The sequence below is a fragment of the Paenibacillus sp. FSL H7-0716 genome (assembly GCF_038002705.1).
Taxonomy (GTDB): domain Bacteria; phylum Bacillota; class Bacilli; order Paenibacillales; family Paenibacillaceae; genus Paenibacillus_AQ; species Paenibacillus_AQ odorifer.
This window is the reverse complement of sequence record NZ_JBBODA010000010.1, coordinates 97,842-114,847: the sequence shown is the minus strand read 5'-3', so window position 1 is coordinate 114,847 and position 17,006 is coordinate 97,842. Positions and strand designations below refer to the sequence as shown.

The following is a 17,006-nucleotide window of genomic DNA, read 5'->3' as shown; positions in this document are numbered from 1 at the left end:
TGAGGTTATGATTGATACTAATCTGGACAATCAAAAGGGCACAAATCAGCCTAACCTTCTGCTTATCACCGTAGATCAGATGCGTTTTGATTGCCTAAGCATTATGGGACATCCCGTCGTTGAAACACCCAACCTGGACGCTCTGGCATCAAGGGGGATCTTATTTGAGCACGCTTATTCGGCTACCCCCAGTTGTATTCCCGCCAGGGCTGCTATCATGACAGGAATGGGGCAGAGATCACATGGGCGGGTTGGTTATCAGGATAAGGTTGAATGGAATTACGCCCATACGATTGCCGGAGAGCTTGCTCAAGCTGGTTATCATACGCAGTGTGTTGGCAAGATGCATGTGTATCCTGCACGTAATCTATGTGGATTCCATAATGTGGTGCTTCATGATGGATATCTTCACTACAATCGGGATAAGAGCAAAACGTTTCATGATGAACACTATGATCAAGTGGACGATTATTTGCAGTGGCTGCGAAGACAAACTGATGCCAATTCGGATATCACTGACTTAGGCCTCGATTGCAACGCCTCAACGGTTGCCCGCCCCTGGCACTTGCCAGAAGCGATGCATCCAACGAATTGGTGCGTAACCGAGTCGCTAGACTTTTTGCGAAGAAGAGATCCTGGGAAACCATTTTTCTTATGGTCTTCCTTCGTTCGCCCGCATTCCCCCTTGGATCCGCCACAATGTTATCTGGATATGTATAAGGACTTGGAATTTCCCGATCCTCCAGTCGGAGACTGGGTGGACGAGAGTACGGCCTTAAACGGAGCTAAGGATCCAACTTCTTCGTTTACTCATTTGCCAAAGCGCAGATTGGATCGTGCCCGTGCCGCGTATTACGCGCTAATTACGCATCTTGACGACCAAATTGGAAGGTTGATCAATGGGCTGCAGGAGTATGGAGTTTTAAATGAAACTTTGATTCTATTTACTTCTGATCATGGTGAAATGATGGGAGATCACCATTACTTCCGCAAATCTCTTCCTTATGAAGGAAGTGCTAAGATTCCTTTCATAGTGTTTGATCCGGGAGAAACGCTTGGACTTCTTGCCGGCTCCCGGCTTGATTCTATTGTAGAGCTTCGCGATATTATGCCCACATTTCTTGAAGCTGCTGGCGTCCATATACCAGTTGCAGTAGAAGGGCAAAGTGTGTTGCCGCTGTGCAGGGGAGATCAGACATTGTGGCGATCATATATTCATGGGGAACAAGCTTATGGAGAAAAGTCCCACCACTTCTTAACGGATGGAAGAGAGAAGTTTATTTGGTATTCTCAGACAGGGGAAGAACAGTATTTTGATTTAGTGGCAGACCCCTCAGAGAAGGTTAATGCGATAGGCTGTATTGATAAATTCGAGCGCATAAATGAATGGAGAGAACGTCTTATTCACGAGCTGGAGGGACGAGAGGAAGGGTTTGTAAACAACGGCGAATGGATTGCCGGACGCCCAATTTCTCATATTCTAAAGGCATCCGAATTGGGAAAATAATCATAATGTAGGGCAACTTGAACTTTCAGGTTGCCCTACGTCTGTTAAGGATATAAAGAAAGGTTAGTGAATTTACCAGCTACTCTGGCGTTCTGGCAAAGGGTCCTGATCTTGAATCATTCGATGGACGAGCAATTCAACCATTGAATGGCGAATATCACTATAATTGGGATCTTCAAAACGATTGGAGTTTTCATGAGGATCCTCTCTCAAATCATACAATTCACCGTAGGTCTCACCTCCGAAGATCACCAGCTTATAGCGTGTTGTACGCAAACACTTAGCGTTAATGCCGCGATCATGAGCAATATAAGCGGTTAGGGCAGAATTGCGCACATGGGACTCTCTTCCAGCCAGCACCTCCATCTGTGACATACCTTGAGTTCCGTAGGGAGTTTTGAGACCTGCGGCTGCAAGCAGTGTGGGGACAATATCAACATGTTCCATCAAAGCAGGGACACGTTGCCCGGAAGCAATCCCAGGACCACGTACGATCATCGGGATTCGTGTTAACCCTTCATAAAACCACGGTCCCTTGTAAATTAGTCTATGATCACCGAGCAGTTCTCCATGATCGCTGGTAAAGAGGATGACTACATCATCGTACATTTCTTTTTGACGCCAAGCATTTATAATACGTCCGATTTGTTCATCAATGAAGGTAATCATCGCATAATAATTTCGGATGAGCCGTTTCATATGCGCTTCATCAAGAGAATGTTCCTCACCGCCACCAGGCCAATATCCTCCCTGACTCTGACTCAGCAGATGTGGAGGACGAAGATGCAAGTCGTCTGCTTCTCTGGCTGGAGATGGAATGTCAGTGTCAGCGTACATATCCGCGTAAGCTTTTGGAGGGTCAAAGGGGTGATGTGGATCGACGAAACTGGTCCATAAAAATAGCGGTTGCTCGGTTTTGTGGGCGAGGATAGCATCGATACTCCGTTCAGCAATCCAATAAGTCTGATGCAGCTCCGGAGGGATTTCGCTCTCCCACACATCGTTTTGAGCATTAGAAGCTCTGTAATGGTCCTTGCTGAAACGTTCTGCCACTTCAGGGTTGTGCTCTCTAAGCCACTCCATATATTCTCCGATACAATTGTCTTCCGTAATATGATGTTCATCAAATCCGTAGTACGTTCCATCGGAAGCTCTTCCGCGGTCACGATAAGCAGGCTCTTCATATTCTTGTGAAAAGTCCCCTTTCATCTGAGGGCGGAAATGCATCTTTCCTATACCGATGGTTTTATAATCCGCTTTCTTTAAATGATCGCATAAGGTAAGTTCGTCTTCTCTGAGTGTGGTACCGATGTTCCAGGCACCGTGAACATGCGGATACCTGCCTGTAAAAATGGAAGAACGTGAAGGCGTGCAAACGGGACTAGCGCAGTAAGCGCCAGTGAAGAGTGTGCCTTCCGAAGCAAGCTGGTCAAGCTCAGGTGTCCGTACGGAAGCGTTTTCGATACCTAGTGCGTCCGCACGCATTTGATCTGTGGTAATTAACCAAATATGAGTTCTTTTGGACATCCGTAACAACCCCCTATGAATATAGTGTATAGCATCACAAAAGCCTCTAGCAACCAATGAATTCTCCATATATTTCATTAGAATCGTCCATATGGGTTGATATTTTTATTACCTATAATTGAATAGTCTATCTCAATGTTGGAGGAGAAATTATATGCGGAAGTTATCCATATCAGGGGATCAATTTATATTAGATGAACAGCCCATCCGGCTGCTTTCTGGTGCGCTTCATTATTTTCGGATCATTCCGGAATATTGGCAGGATCGTTTGCTGAAGCTGAAGGCTTGTGGATTGAATACGGTTGAAACCTATATTCCTTGGAATTTACACGAACCAGAGGAGGGGAGCTTCAATTTTGCTGGATTTGCTGACATCGAGGCTTTCGTTAGACTTGCTGGAAAGCTTGGGTTGCACGTGATATTGCGGCCAAGTCCTTATATTTGTGCGGAATGGGAATTCGGTGGATTGCCAGCTTGGTTACTTGCGGACAATAACATACAGCTGCGTTGTAATGATAACGTCTATTTATCTAAGTTGGATGCCTATTTCGATGAGTTGCTTCCACGTCTGCGGCCTTTGTTAAGCACTAACGGTGGGCCTGTGCTTGCCCTTCAGGTAGAGAATGAATATGGAAGCTTTGGTAGTGATAAGGCTTACCTGAATGATCTAAAAGCAGGAATGATCGCCCGCGGCATGGACGTTCTGCTGTTTACTTCAGATGGAGCTGAAGATCATATGCTCCAAGGCGGTATGATTGACGGAGTGTTCGCCACTGTAAATTTCGGTTCACGGGCAAAGGAAGCCTTTGCTAAACTACGTGAATATCAGCTTACGGGACCGTTGATGTGTATGGAATTCTGGAATGGATGGTTTGACCACTGGATGAAACCGCATAATACACGCCCCGAATCTGAAGTAGCGGAGACTTTGGATGAAATGCTGGCTTTAGGAGCCTCTATTAACTTCTATATGTTCCATGGGGGGACGAATTTTGGATTTATGAATGGGGCAAATCTTTTTGACAAATATGAGCCCGTCGTAACCAGCTACGATTATGATACGTTGCTGGACGAATCCGGTAAGCCAACTGCAAAATTCTATGCAGCACGAAAAATAATTGAGAAATACGTAACGTTGCCGCCCCTGGAATTACCGCCGTTAATAAAGTCACAAGCTTATGGTAAAGTGTTGATGACAGAAGCGGCACCACTATTCACTCAGTTAGACGTTTTGTCTACCCCAGAACATAGAGCATGTCCCGAGCCAATGGAGAAACTGGGTCAGAATTATGGGTTCATCTTATATTCGACGAGGATCAGTGGACCCCGCAGCAGTACGGAGCTCGTCCTTCAAGAAGTACGTGATCGTGCGCTTGTATTCGCGAATGGAGCCTTTGTCGGTACAGTTGAACGCTGGGATCCGCGAGGAATTTCATTAGAGGTTCCAACGGAGGGACTGCAGATCGACATCCTTGTGGAGAATATGGGGCGTGTAAATTATGGCCCGCTGCTTCGTGATCCCAAAGGCATAACCTGTGGCGTTAGACTCGGCTATCAATTCCTGCATGATTGGACCATACGTTCTTTGCCTTTAACCAATCTTAAGGGATTATCATTCACACCGATAGATTGCGAGCAACGTCAGCAGCCCACTTTTTACCGGGGGAGCTTTCAAGTCAGTAAGCCTGAGGATACTTTTTTGCGGCTGGACGGATGGAGTAAAGGTCAAGTTTTTATAAACGGCTTTAATTTAGGGCGCTACTGGGAGCAGGGTCCAACTAAAACACTCTACTTACCAGCACCGCTTCTGCGTAAAGGTGAAAACGAGCTAATCTTATTTGAACTACATAGCGTAATGGAACCAGTGGTTACTTTTGTAGATACACCGGAGCTCACATGATATTTAACAGGTGAGGAAGTATCATGATTCTATAGTATGGGTCTGCTGATTTTTAATATATAATCAAAACAGCCCAACAATTTATAGGAACTGAAAATGCACAATTAGGGTGGGGTAGAGGAGGATTTTAAATGAGCTATGATTTGATGGCATTCGAAACGTCTAAAGCGCCGCAAGAGAGAGCAGCGTTTATGGAGTGGTATGAACAGCAAGTGCAGTGGTCGGAAGACCATGCCTATAATGATCCATCAGTTTTATCGGAGGCGTTGCAACGCTTTTATAGTGAGTTGTCTGAGCAATTTCCTAATATGAATGTAGAGGACGAGATTTTTGAGGCGATGGAGGAAGCCGGAACGGATAACCGGTTAACTGACTACTCGCTTGGCTCATCCGTCATCTATGCAGCTTTCGCTTATTCTGTAGCTGAGGAAGCTTATACGGCGATGCGGGAGTTGGCTATAAAACATAAAGTTGGATTTTTTGATGTAAGCAGCAACGAAGGTGATATTATTTTTCCTTGAAGCAATATGATTTAGAGTGTAGACAGCTGGTTGCTCTCCTAGTTGTGAATGAAGGGGCAACCAGCATGTTTTTTTATCTTCTTTACTCTACTACAGACGGAATAATACAATCCTTAATCAGAGGCCAGCGGTCACGAGGCTGAAGTGTGAATTCTGAGGCGATGGTTACGACAAGATCCTTTTCTGGAATGCAGCAAATGACATTACCACCATCACCTAACGCTGAGTAGGTGTAAACCCCGTCTTCTTCGCGTAGCCACCACAAGTAACCGTAATGATTAGGGTTCATCGCGGTTGATTCCTCAATCCATGTCTCCGAAATGATCTGATTATGCCCCCATTGTCCACGGTTCAAATATAATAAACCAAAACGCGCCATATCGCGTGGAGACAACGTAAGTCCCCATCCTCCTGTGGTGATACGATTGGGGTCTTCCACCCACCCCTTCACATTTACCCCAAACAAATCATCGAACCCAAATGAGCTCATCTCATAATCCGGGATCTCATTCATTCCGATAGGTTTAAATAACCGTTCGTTGGCGAACTCACGGGCACTTTGTCCAGTGCTGCGCGTGATGATAGCAGAAAGCAGATGTGCTCCAGCGGTAGAATATTTGAAATCCCCAATTGTTCCTTGTTGGCCTAGCATATCCAGCGTATATTTTACCCAGTCAGGCTGCATACACATTTGCTCCAGCGGTTCGTGCCAATCTGCAAAAGCATAGGGTGCGGTCATCGTCAGAAGATGGCGTAAGGTGATTTCTTGTTTTTGCGGATCTTGAGCAGCATTTGGAACGTAGTCCGGGAAAAACTCCAGTACCTTTTGATCTGCATTGTTAATAAAGCCAGCCTCTATGGCAATGCCTATGAGTGCGGATATGATACTTTTTGTTACAGAGGCCACATGATGTGTGTCATTCGGGCCAGCGCCATTATAATATTTTTCATAAGCGATAGCTCCACTTCTTACCACAACAATCCCGTTGATATTGCTATACTCGGATTTGATCCTTGATTCTAGTTCTGAAAGCATATCAGCATCCATTCCCAAGTTTGCGGGGGCTGAGATTTGCCAATCTGAAGTTGGATAATTGTTTTTGAGCATGAAAGTAACTCCTTTATGAATTTTTTTTCTTTACTGGAAAATAGACCTCGGTAACCAGATCCTCAGGCACAGCGGCTTGTATCGGGTCCGTTACATATATTTCATAGGGCGAATTCACCATTTCATAACCTTCATTTTCTATCCATTCTCTCAGCTGAGCATAGACCGAGGTCAATTCCGAATAGGCGCCTTTAAGAACAGATCTCGCACAAAGAGCAGCAGGCAAATCTCTTGTACCTTTTACACCCTCTTTTATGGGGAGAGCAAACTCTGTATCATTTCCGGCTGGGTTATATTCATGGCTGTGATATATCGTTATTGGCGTACCGAGCAAAGTGAGTTTTTCAGTGGCGATTTTTTCATATAGCCCGCTAAAATAATGTCCATAACCTAGCGCATAGTCATCACTGCTCAACATCTGACGTGTAAAAAGAATATTCATAGGCTGAGTTTCAACAAGCTCTACTTTTATCTCATTCAGGTAGGACATCATGGGAATACCTTTCTCCAGATTTAAAACATCACTATTGATTTGTTGTAAGGTGTATTCATAAGCGCTTATTTTCTCCTGGATTTCTTTTTTCTTCAGATTAAGGGCTGAGTAGAGCTTCTCTTCTGAATGATCCTGTTCCCATTGTAAAATGTCTCTGATTTCTTCCAGCGAGAAACAATAACCTTTCAGACGATTGATAAAAAGCATTTTTTTAAGTTGTTTGATGGAGTAATACCTATAACCGTTCTCAGGGTTAATCTCATTGGGATGAATTAATCCGATCTCATCATAATATCGAAGCGTCTTCGTAGAAACTTCGCATATCTTCGAGAATTCTCCAATCGACAGCAAAAAGTCATCTCCTTTTTTCGTTTGAATTAAGCTTCCAAAGCCAAAACAACGATGTTTGGTTCTAGCTCTACTTAACACCTTACCCTAAGGTCAAAGTCAACAGCGAAATAGTGAACCGATTCTTTGGTTACGTGGCCAATGGGGCTACCCTTATTTATTAGAGTGTATCATTTTAGCTAAAGCCTTCAAATATTTCCCATAAAACGCCTAGAACATGTTAATATTTTCACAAGAAAAGATTATAGGAATGGAGAGGTGAACATTTTGTCTAGAAACAAATACGTATCTTTATTCGTGTTGTTAATAGTCCTGTTATCGGGTTGCGAAAAAAACAATGCCGATATATCCAATAATACAGATGTAGATGTAACTGATGATCAAGAATATAATTTGCTGATTACGAATAATAGTCCGTTATTTTTAAAAAGTGTAGTCGTTACTGTTGATGAAGGAAACGACGTTCAGATCAATTCTTTGATCGATAGTAATATTAAGTTAGGTGGCGTTGCGAAGTTCCCCATAGACAATGGAAAGCATTTATTTAAGGTTACACTCAATCCGAAAGATAATTACTCGGTCAGTAAAGAATTTAAGGAAGAATTTAAAGCAGGAGAGATTGTTGAATATCAGATCCTAATAGAACAAAACGAAGTATCTATTCAAAAGATTAAGGCTATTAAATAGCAGACTCAATTATAGCAATGAAAAAGCAGGTGGACTTGCCACCTGCTTTACCGATCACCACACTTTAATATAATTTTTGCCCTTATTCAAAAGTGTAAGAGGTCCTAAAGTGCTTTTATGTTCTTTCTTTTTATCCAGAAAATCTGTATCCAGAATTATATTGCTACCATCCGGATTCTCAAACTCGGCATCCACGATGCGCACCCGCGGCAAAGTCTCAGTGGAATGTACCTCACCTAAGAAGTTAACGAAGCTTTCAGGCAGATCAATGGAAAGGAATCCCTCATCTCCTTGATCTACAATAAAGAAGTCTGGATCAAAGCTTTCCTCAACCAGCTTTACATTCTCTCTTTCGAAAGGCTCAGCACTGTTTAAGTAAGCGTTGTTATTAATGAACATAGGCTGTTCAACGAGTTCAAACTCCTCAAGATCACCGTGTAACTTATGGACATTCTCGATATACTCCGCCAAAGAGGTGGTGTAGTTATTGAAATGTGATGTTCCCACGCCTGTCCATCCGTCTTTTCCAATAATGATATTGTTATAGAACCGATCGTCCCCACCATAAATAAGTGAGAAACCGGCAATTTTTGTACTATGCGGAAGATGATATTGCGTGGACCGGTTTAGTACCTTTCGATGAACCATCCTGCCGCCGATCAGATTGTTGATATAGGCTCCACCTTGGGCTACATTCTCTAAAGCATGTTTAGCTGTCAAGATATTATGGTCAACAATGTAAGGGCCATGGCTTACTTCTATAAACAAATCCCGGTGATTTTGATAGAACAGATTTTTGCTGATTCTTGTCCCTTGGGTCTGCCAATCCAGCCATAAACCTAAAGTACAATCGTGAATCCGGTTATGGTGGATGTGAGTATCGATCGGTGCGTGAAGCTTGATTCCGGCAATTTCGTGGCCCCAGAATTCCCGTTTTATCGCAATGTTGTAAATATGGTTATGATGAATTTCGCTGAAAATACAACCTAAGTGGCCGACGATGGCATTTTGGCCGCAATCATAAATGGTATTATGGCGGATAAGATGTGAACCGATCGATTCTTTGCTCCAGCCCTGACGCTCAGCAGTAAAGACGGATTCAAGCTGGTATTGATATCCGGGTTTGTCTTTTCGAAGGGTACGGTAATTATGGCCTGTGGAAGCTTCTTTGCCGATACTGATAGCGCTGCATTTGGCATCGTGAATGATATTATTTTCAATAATCCAGCCTTTACTCCAGTTAGTGCCCAGCAGTCCGGGCTGGTCTGCGGTTGGAGGTGCCCAAGGTGTTGCCGCATGTGCCATTTCAAAACCTTTTACAGTAATATAATCAATCCCGGTTTCTTCAGGGTAGAAACAAGATCTGCGTACATTGATTTCTACCAGTTCTTTGTTCGGGTTGGCACCTTGGAAATTAGCGTAAATCGTGGTGTGGTCAGGGCTTACTTCGGCAAACCAAACATAGGTCGTCTGTTTTGGATTTTGGACCGGAACCATCTCTTGTGTCCAGAGATCCTTTAACATCAGCTTTTCGACAGGAGCTGCCAGTTGATCATACTGACTGACCTCATAAAAAGACATGCCATTTAGATATACATCCCCTAAGTGTCTTGTCTCCTCTATAGTGACGAGCCAATCGCCAGACACTTCCTCAACATACGGATTAAAGCTGCCAAAAAACGTGTTCGGCAAGATCACTTTCCATATTTGGTTCTCAACCTGCTGCCAATCTTGTATATGCTCAGAGCCTTTTATGACAACCTGCTCGTCTTCAGCGGCTTGATAAATAATTCTTCTTTGTTCGCTTAATCCTTTGTATCTCGGTTTTACCCACTCGCGATATATCCCTTCATGAACGATAACCTTATCCCCAGCCACAGCTACTGAAGCCGCTTTATTGATGGTTAAAAAGGGATCATGTTGAGTGCCTTGATCTTGATCTGAACCGGTTTTTGATACGTGATATTCCATTGTCCTATAACCTCCGCTTGGTTGACTTTATCCAATATTATAGGATTTAACATTGTTAGTTCTATACTTTATATAGTACACTTTAAGACAAAATTAGTGTTTTCGTGAAGGAGAATCTACTTGTGGCCCTTTTTTGAAAAACATGGTGTCGGCGAAGAAGATTACTTTAAACTCATTCCATTGAAAAACTATCATTTTCCACTTCATTTTCATCGGGCATTTGAGATTATTTATGTCAAAGACGGGCAGTTATCTATCACCATTGATGGGAAAAGCTATCAGGTGCAGAAAAATGATCTGGTTTTTATTTTTCCAAATCAGATGCATGAATTTGAGACGATTGATTTTTCGGAGATTATGGTAATCCTCTTCTCCACAGAATTGATAGGTGATTTTCACATGAATTATAAAAGCTTTATACCCAATGATAATATTCTCCATGCTGTGAATGAACCTGATTGTACAAAGCTGGATTCAATTTATAGCCAGAAAAGTTTTCTGTATGGTGTATGCGCGCAGTTGATCTATCAGACATCATTTGCTCCAGTCAAACAGTCCCCGCAAACAAAGGTGCTCTATAAAATCCTGCTTTTTGTAGAACAAAATTATTCTACCGATTGCACATTAAAAGCTGTAGCAAAACATCTGCAATATGATTACCCGTATTTATCAAAGCTGTTTGTCCAGCTGATGAAAATGCCCTTCACAGATTACTTGAATCACTATCGGATCTCACAAGCATGTTATATATTAAAAAACTCGAATCTTACTATTGGTGAAGTTGCCAACCTTTGCGGCTACAGTAACTTACGGTCATTTCATCGGAATTTCCAGAAAATCACCCATCAATCGCCGAAAGGGTATCGGGTTTCCAATCCTCCTGATAAGGAAATGAACTAGGATGCTTAAAGGGGGTAGGGAAGAGGATAAAAAGAACTCCAAAACCACGAGTATAGTGGTCTTGGAGTTCTTCTTTTTTTTTATTTTTGCATCATAATTCTGTAAATCAGCATGGCTGCTTCGGCACGTGTGGAATGGGCAGTTGGTGTAAGCTGCTGCTGAGAGTCTCCTTTAATGAGACCTGCTGATACCAGCGCCGTAATATCATTTGCCGCATAATTAGAAATTTGATTATGGTCAGTGTAGCCGTCTAAGGCAGAGGAAGAGGACGTATTCGATTTCCATACCTCTGCAGCCTTCAATGCCCTAGCTGCCATAACAAACATTTCTTGTCTGGAGATGGAGTCATGAGGGTGGTAAAGGCCGTCGGATTGGCCCGTAACGATCCCTAATTTCTGAGCTGTCATAAGCCCCTCATAAAAATAATCGTTAGGTGACACATCTGCAAAGCTATTTCCTTCTGCTGCGGACAGACCTAAAGCTCTAACTAATAAAAGTGCGAAATCTGCACGTGTAACAGTCTGGTCGGACCTGAACTCTGTTTCTGTTACACCATTAATGATACCTTTTGATGAAAGTACTTCTACAATAAACTTCGCCCAATGAGAATCAGTTATATCCCTGAACGTTTTGTGATTGTAAACGGCGGCGTATTGTCCAGATGAGTTTGTTGTTGAGAAAATAACTTGCTTCTTATCTGCATCATAATTTCCGCCTAATACCGGTTGGATGACTCCGTGTTCATTGACGTTCCACGCAACAATAAATGCGTTGTTCAATGGAGGTACAGCTGCTGGATATGGAAGCCCAATTTGAATGGCTGAATTTAAACTCTCTAATTGAACAGTTGTACCATCCAAAAGTAGCTCGTAATCAATAAGCAAATTGTCACCCAATCGCTTCTTTAAACTTCCTGTTGTATCGACAGGTTTGAGGAGCAAGGTAACCGACTTCACATTGTCCAGTGTCTTCACCGGGAATAGATTATCCGGAAGTACAAAGGTAGCTAGTGATGTATTGATCTCAAGCTGCAATTTGGAAGTTCCAAAAAGAAATGCTGCGGCAGGGAGAGTGACTTCAAATGAGCCAACATTTGAGAATTGTTCCTCTGCGAGCTGAATTCTTAGGATTTTGTGGCCTGCGGAATTAGGTTTGGCTAAATTGATAATCTTTTGTAAGGAAGATTCAGTCAATATTGCGCTAGCTTTTTCTCCATTCATAGTAGTAGGTATCTCAATCCTTACGCTACCGTCCAAATGGAGTATAGTAGTGGCCGAATCTCCAACCGATGATCCGGAACTGCCTGAGCTCACGGCAGCCGTCGGACTCGGAGAAGCCGTCGGACTCAGAGAAGCCGTTGGACTCGGTGAGGCAGTCGGACTCGGTGAGGCCGTTGGACTCGGAGAAGCCGTCGGACTCGGAGAAACAGTCGGACTCGGTGAGGCCGTTGGACTCGGAGAAGCCGTCGGACTCGGAGAAGCCGTCGGACTCGGAGAAACAGTCGGACTCGGTGAGGCAGTCGGACTTGGAGAAGCCGTCGGACTCGGAGAAGCCGTGGGACTCGGAGAAGCAGTGGGACTCGGAGAAGCCGTCGGACTTGGTTCCGGCCCATCCAAAGGAATGAACTTCAAGAAATCGCCCCAGATTATATTCCCGTCAGCATCCCGAGAGTAATTGACTACAGGATTTAAGCTGACAAAGTTAGAATCGCTCAGTTCTTTTCCTGAATTATTCGCCGATCGCGTGCCGTCAAACATGAAATTATTGTCCGCAGCTAAAGAAGCTGGATATTGGTCTTTTGCAATGTTGGCAGTTCGGTAAGATAAGAAACCGTCAATCGTAAAGTCTGGAGTAATGTGATCATAAGTGGTGAAGCTTATATTACCACGCGTATTGTTAAATCCGAGGTTGTTGATGGCGATCACACCTGGATTACTATTGCTTGTAAAACCATAAGCGCCATTACCAAAGGCGATGGAATCGCGGATGGTATGTGTGACATGAATGCCTTCGCCACCAAGCTTGAAGCCATTTTTATCACCGGCACCTACGGTTCCGTCTGTTAAGAACCCATTGTTGAAGGCAGCGCTGTGCTCAATCAGCACTGAACCTATTGCACCTGAGCCTGCTTTCGTATATAAGTCCCAACCATCGTCGATATTGTTATGCGCCAGACAACCTCTGAAAATATTACCAACACCCGCAGTCAATTTTGCCGCAAAGCCATCGGCATTATTGTCGGATGGATCACGGTTGTCGAAGGAGGTACTGTTGAGAATTAAGTTGTAAGAAGGCCATTCACTGATTTCTATCGCGGTACCATCAGTTCGGCTGATTTGTAAACCAGTGTCACCATTCGCATAGAAACGGCTATTTTCGACGACGTTATAATTTCCTCCCACCGTAAAACCCTTGGTATTCCCAGCTGAGCGAGTGAAATCAAGTCCCTTCACATGCCAATAGTTTCCGCTCAAGAGAACGCCTTCTGTTTTTTTGTCAAAATCAAAGATGGGTCTTGCTCCTGGTGCTGCTTCTATATACTTTTTGGCGGAGGCTTTACCATCATTGTACTTTTTAATCTCAAGTGGTGATTTCCGCACATAACGACCCTCAAGCACAATAATATGCTGACCTGGTTTAACGAAATCAATCGCAGTATCGATATCAAGTGGGAGATTGATCGTTCCATCTCCGGAGCTTGATCCGGTGGGCGATACGTAGATCTCATCATCTTCGTTATAACTTTTTAGGGTGACGGTATAGTTGCTGATGATCTTCTCATAAGAGGTCAAATACTGAGTATCATCTGGTAAAAAAGTAATGCTGAAGTTCGTATCTCCTTGATCAAGAAGTCTCGTGGGAATAGAAAGACGTTTACCAGCTATTGCCTCGATATCCTGAGCGATGATCGTAGAACCTTGCTTCAACGTCACCGTTCCGTTGACATTAGAGCGCACAATCATTTGGTAAGCTGGATCTGAGGTTTTACTTAGTGAAAGTATATTTAAGCTAGGTGTGACGGGAGTCGCAGGTGGTTCTATTTTAGGAGGATCTGTAGCTGCTGAAGTGACTGTTAATTGAATATTGCTTACATTAATTGTGGCTAAACGAGCGGCATAGAATCCGACGTACATTTTTGAATCCTGTACGCTAAGAATGTCTGGTGTGAAATGAATAGCTTGCTGGCCATTATTGAGCTGTCCTGTAAAACCACTATTCGTCTTTGCTAACGTTAAATGGTAAGGTGCTGCAGGAACAGTATTGGCAGGTGCCGGACGTTCTTTTTGAAGCATGGTGGTTTGAATCCCTTTACTGCCAGTCCCATCCGTTTTTTCAACTCCAGTGCGGACAAAAAGCTGTGTGCCCAGATCGCTTTTCGTACCGCCGCTATAACCACCGAGGGCAGCTATATTGGATGCAAAGACGCTAGAATTTCCTTGTGTGCCGATGACGTCACGTGCCATAATGCCAAAAGATTCTTGCCCGTCATATGGATTTTTTGCAAAAGCCAACACTTGGATATCCGCAGATAGTACGAAATTATCTTCCGCAGCATCTAGCTCGGTGTAATAGAAGGTAATGCGTCATGATCTTCGGTGACTTTACCGCCGCCTTCCAAAGCGATCAGTTGGGCGGATCCATCCTCGTTGACAATCGTCTGATTGTTAGCTGCTGAAGTGGACTGACCGAATTGAATACTTTTCCAAATGGAATCCATCTTTTCTTTTACTGTAACCGAATACGTAATGGGCTTAATAGAAGAATCGATAGGGAGTATGCCAATTTCATACACTCCAGCTGCCTGATTGTCGAACTTGGAAGTGTCGAGCGTATAGCTGTTTAGCTTCTCTCTATCTGAATTATCATACACTTTGGATACGAACAGGTTGTTGCTGTCAAAGTTGTCGTCAATAAAAAAGGTAGTTTTAGGATAGCTGGTGACTTCGATGCCAAGTAGTTTTTTTACGTTGACCTTAACTTGAAAAGAGGTTGTTAAACCTTTATGCGTAATTGTGATTTTTTTATCGCCAGATGTCGTGGTGTCGAGAGGAGAGACTTTGTATTCATTGTTCAACAGCCGAATCTGTGTACCATCACTGTAATGAGCATAAACCACAAGTCCTTCTAGTTTGAGGGAGTCACCGATATAGTAGAGTGTTTGTTTAGGTTCATTTCGAATTTCTAAAGCAGATAACGTCGCTGCTTTTACTTCCACATTAAAGGTTGTTGTGATTGCCGGCGCCTCTGTTGAAGTAACGGATACCGCTGTGGAGCCTGATTGCGTAAATAGATACGGTAATAAATCGCTGACTGGTTGTCCGTTAATGGAGAGGGAATAAAGATCACTGGTCAGCTCTTTGGTCAGGAAGCCGTCGTTATAATTGGCAACAAGAACAAGACCTTCTGGATCGAAGGTATCCCCTGGGTAATATACGGTTTTAGCTGGATAATACTTCACTGATAATGAGGTCATAGATAATGGAACGATTTGCAATGGAATACTCACGAAAGCACCATTGTAGTTAATGGTTATGATATTTTCTCCAACCTTGCTGCTATCAAAGCCTGTAACAATATAGTCCGTAGAAGACAAAACTGCCTCACTCTCATCAGAAAAAATAGCCTTAACGACTAATCCAGTCAAATCTAGGAATTCACCAACCAGATAAGTGGTTTTCGTCATTGCGCTCGTATCAGCGGTTAAGCTGGTTACGATTTTGGATTCAAGCTGGATGTCTATGTCACTGAAAGTAACAGTTGCATCTCTAGCTACATAGATTCCGGCAAAAAGAGTATCTGTGAACGTATCGTCCAGTGTTATGATTTCGGTCTGATCACCCACACTAAATCGATAAGTATCTCCTGATTTTTTAATACTTAGCGAATATACAGCTCCTGCGGACGGGGCCTGGCTATCGCTAAAAGGATTTAACTTCACTTGGGTGTCTTTTTTATAAAAGCCTTTCATTACCTGATCCAAAGCACCTACCGCCGCATAGTCAGAAGTGGTTGTGCTTGTATCTCCGTTCGTCCCAATACTGTCGCGGAGCATAAGACCGAAGGATTTCTGGTTAGGTGTGCTGACAGTGCCATTGCTATTAAAAGCAATCACTGAAGCGGTCGCTTTCAGTTCAAAGTTCGCATCCACCGGAATCTCTTTCGAATAAAAAGATAATCCCTCATCGCTACTGGAGATTTTGCCGCCGTAAGTCGTCATCGTTACAGAGGTTGGACTTTCAATTATAGGTTCGGGGTTCTTAGCTGGACTAGTATTGCCTCCGAAGGCGCTGAAGCCCCAAGGTCCTAGCGCGATTTGACCTTCTTGACTGAATTGAATATTTCGGAACGTAACCGTAGTATTTCTAGCGGTATAAAGACCCGCATATTGAATGGAGCCGTCAAAGCTTTCGATCGTTTTGGTTTCATTACCGATGCGGACAATATACAGATTTCCGGTCTTTTTGATGCTTAATTCGTAATTCTCTCCTTGGGCAGGGCGATTAGCGTTATCAAACACGTACCCAAGTTTCTGTAGGCTTGTATTTTGCAATTTGTGAAACGCTTTCATTTCTTGATCCAAAGCACCCACGGCGACATAATCTCCAGAGTAGGCTCCAAATTGGTTATCCCACACATTGCCGCGCAGCATTATTCCGAAGGAAACTTGGTTATTGGCTGTCCAAGCATCCACATGAGCCGTTGCCTTCAACTCAAAATTAACACTTGGATCAACCTCTTTAAAGTAATAAGCGATACCTTCCGTGCTGCCCGATACTTTGCCTCTGTCGTTCGAGCTTCGCAGTATTGCTGATCCATCCGTGTTCTCCGTAATGCCAAAGTTGGCCGCAGTAATCTTGTCTTGCCCCCCAACATCACCAAATACACTGCCTTGCCATTCACTTTGAATGTTAATCATTCCTTCATAAGGATCTGGTGCTTCCTCTGCAAACATCGATAACGGAAAAGAGGAACACAAAAGCAGGAAGGTTACGAACATGGCTAACAAACGTTGTTGTTTTCTCAATGATTAAAACCTCTCCTTA

11 protein-coding genes are annotated in these 17,006 nt (G+C 43.4%); 5 read left to right on the top strand and 6 right to left on the bottom strand.

What is annotated here, in order from left to right:
• The first annotated feature begins 7 nt into the window (after window positions 1–7).
• On the top strand, window positions 8–1,507 hold the full coding sequence (locus MHH60_RS15365; RefSeq protein ID WP_076133859.1) for an arylsulfatase: 1,500 nt from the start codon (window positions 8–10) through the stop codon (window positions 1,505–1,507).
• Window positions 1,508–1,579: 72 nt separating this feature from the next.
• On the opposite strand, the gene MHH60_RS15360 is transcribed toward MHH60_RS15365, so the two are convergent.
• The gene (locus MHH60_RS15360) at window positions 1,580–3,034 is read right to left on the bottom strand and encodes a sulfatase family protein (RefSeq protein ID WP_076133858.1); all 1,455 of its coding nucleotides are present in this window, start codon (window positions 3,032–3,034) and stop codon (window positions 1,580–1,582) included.
• Between the two features lie 154 nt (window positions 3,035–3,188).
• On the opposite strand from MHH60_RS15360, the gene MHH60_RS15355 reads away from it, so the two are divergent.
• Both MHH60_RS15355 and MHH60_RS15350 read left to right on the top strand, forming a co-directional pair.
• A complete protein-coding gene (locus MHH60_RS15355; RefSeq protein ID WP_076133857.1) occupies window positions 3,189–4,934 on the top strand; it encodes a glycoside hydrolase family 35 protein in 1,746 nt (581 codons plus the stop codon).
• Window positions 4,935–5,065: 131 nt separating this feature from the next.
• Window positions 5,066–5,455: a hypothetical protein gene (locus MHH60_RS15350; RefSeq protein WP_076133856.1), complete on the top strand. Its 390-nt coding sequence runs from the start codon at window positions 5,066–5,068 to the stop codon at window positions 5,453–5,455.
• A gap of 82 nt (window positions 5,456–5,537) precedes the next feature.
• Here MHH60_RS15350 and MHH60_RS15345 read toward each other — a convergent pair whose 3' ends face one another.
• Together MHH60_RS15345 and MHH60_RS15340 are read right to left on the bottom strand one after the other, a co-directional pair.
• Window positions 5,538–6,563 carry a serine hydrolase domain-containing protein gene (locus MHH60_RS15345; protein ID WP_076133855.1) on the bottom strand — a complete coding sequence of 342 codons (1,026 nt, stop codon included), beginning with the start codon at window positions 6,561–6,563 and terminating at the stop codon, window positions 5,538–5,540.
• A 13-nt stretch (window positions 6,564–6,576) separates the two neighbouring features.
• Entirely contained in the window at window positions 6,577–7,407 is an 831-nt protein-coding gene (locus MHH60_RS15340; RefSeq protein WP_076133854.1) for a MerR family transcriptional regulator, read from the bottom strand.
• Between the two features lie 264 nt (window positions 7,408–7,671).
• Here MHH60_RS15340 and MHH60_RS15335 point away from each other — a divergent pair, with 264 nt between their 5' ends.
• On the top strand, window positions 7,672–8,091 hold the full coding sequence (locus MHH60_RS15335) for a hypothetical protein (RefSeq protein WP_076133853.1): 420 nt from the start codon (window positions 7,672–7,674) through the stop codon (window positions 8,089–8,091).
• A 54-nt stretch (window positions 8,092–8,145) separates the two neighbouring features.
• Here MHH60_RS15335 and MHH60_RS15330 read toward each other — a convergent pair whose 3' ends face one another.
• Window positions 8,146–10,062, bottom strand: a complete 1,917-nt coding sequence (locus MHH60_RS15330; protein ID WP_076133852.1) for a right-handed parallel beta-helix repeat-containing protein — start codon at window positions 10,060–10,062, stop codon at window positions 8,146–8,148.
• 120 nt (window positions 10,063–10,182) lie between these two features.
• Here MHH60_RS15330 and MHH60_RS15325 point away from each other — a divergent pair, with 120 nt between their 5' ends.
• Window positions 10,183–10,962 carry a helix-turn-helix domain-containing protein gene (locus MHH60_RS15325; protein ID WP_076133851.1) on the top strand — a complete coding sequence of 260 codons (780 nt, stop codon included), beginning with the start codon at window positions 10,183–10,185 and terminating at the stop codon, window positions 10,960–10,962.
• Between the two features lie 80 nt (window positions 10,963–11,042).
• Here the strand turns inward: MHH60_RS15325 and MHH60_RS15320 are convergent, their stop codons facing one another.
• Together MHH60_RS15320 and MHH60_RS15315 are read right to left on the bottom strand one after the other, a co-directional pair.
• The gene (locus MHH60_RS15320; RefSeq protein WP_076133850.1) at window positions 11,043–14,474 is read right to left on the bottom strand and encodes an S-layer homology domain-containing protein; all 3,432 of its coding nucleotides are present in this window, start codon (window positions 14,472–14,474) and stop codon (window positions 11,043–11,045) included.
• 44 nt (window positions 14,475–14,518) lie between these two features.
• On the bottom strand, window positions 14,519–16,987 hold the full coding sequence (locus MHH60_RS15315) for a bacterial Ig-like domain-containing protein (RefSeq protein ID WP_076133849.1): 2,469 nt from the start codon (window positions 16,985–16,987) through the stop codon (window positions 14,519–14,521).
• Between the last annotated feature and the right edge of the window lie 19 nt (window positions 16,988–17,006).

Coding starts and splice junctions, on each gene's coding strand:
- MHH60_RS15365 (WP_076133859.1), top strand. CDS start 8: ATGATTGATACTAATCTGGACAATCAAAAGGGCACAAATCAGCCTAAC.
- MHH60_RS15360 (WP_076133858.1), bottom strand. CDS start 3,034: ATGTCCAAAAGAACTCATATTTGGTTAATTACCACAGATCAAATGCGT.
- MHH60_RS15355 (WP_076133857.1), top strand. CDS start 3,189: ATGCGGAAGTTATCCATATCAGGGGATCAATTTATATTAGATGAACAG.
- MHH60_RS15350 (WP_076133856.1), top strand. CDS start 5,066: ATGAGCTATGATTTGATGGCATTCGAAACGTCTAAAGCGCCGCAAGAG.
- MHH60_RS15345 (WP_076133855.1), bottom strand. CDS start 6,563: ATGCTCAAAAACAATTATCCAACTTCAGATTGGCAAATCTCAGCCCCC.
- MHH60_RS15330 (WP_076133852.1), bottom strand. CDS start 10,062: ATGGAATATCACGTATCAAAAACCGGTTCAGATCAAGATCAAGGCACT.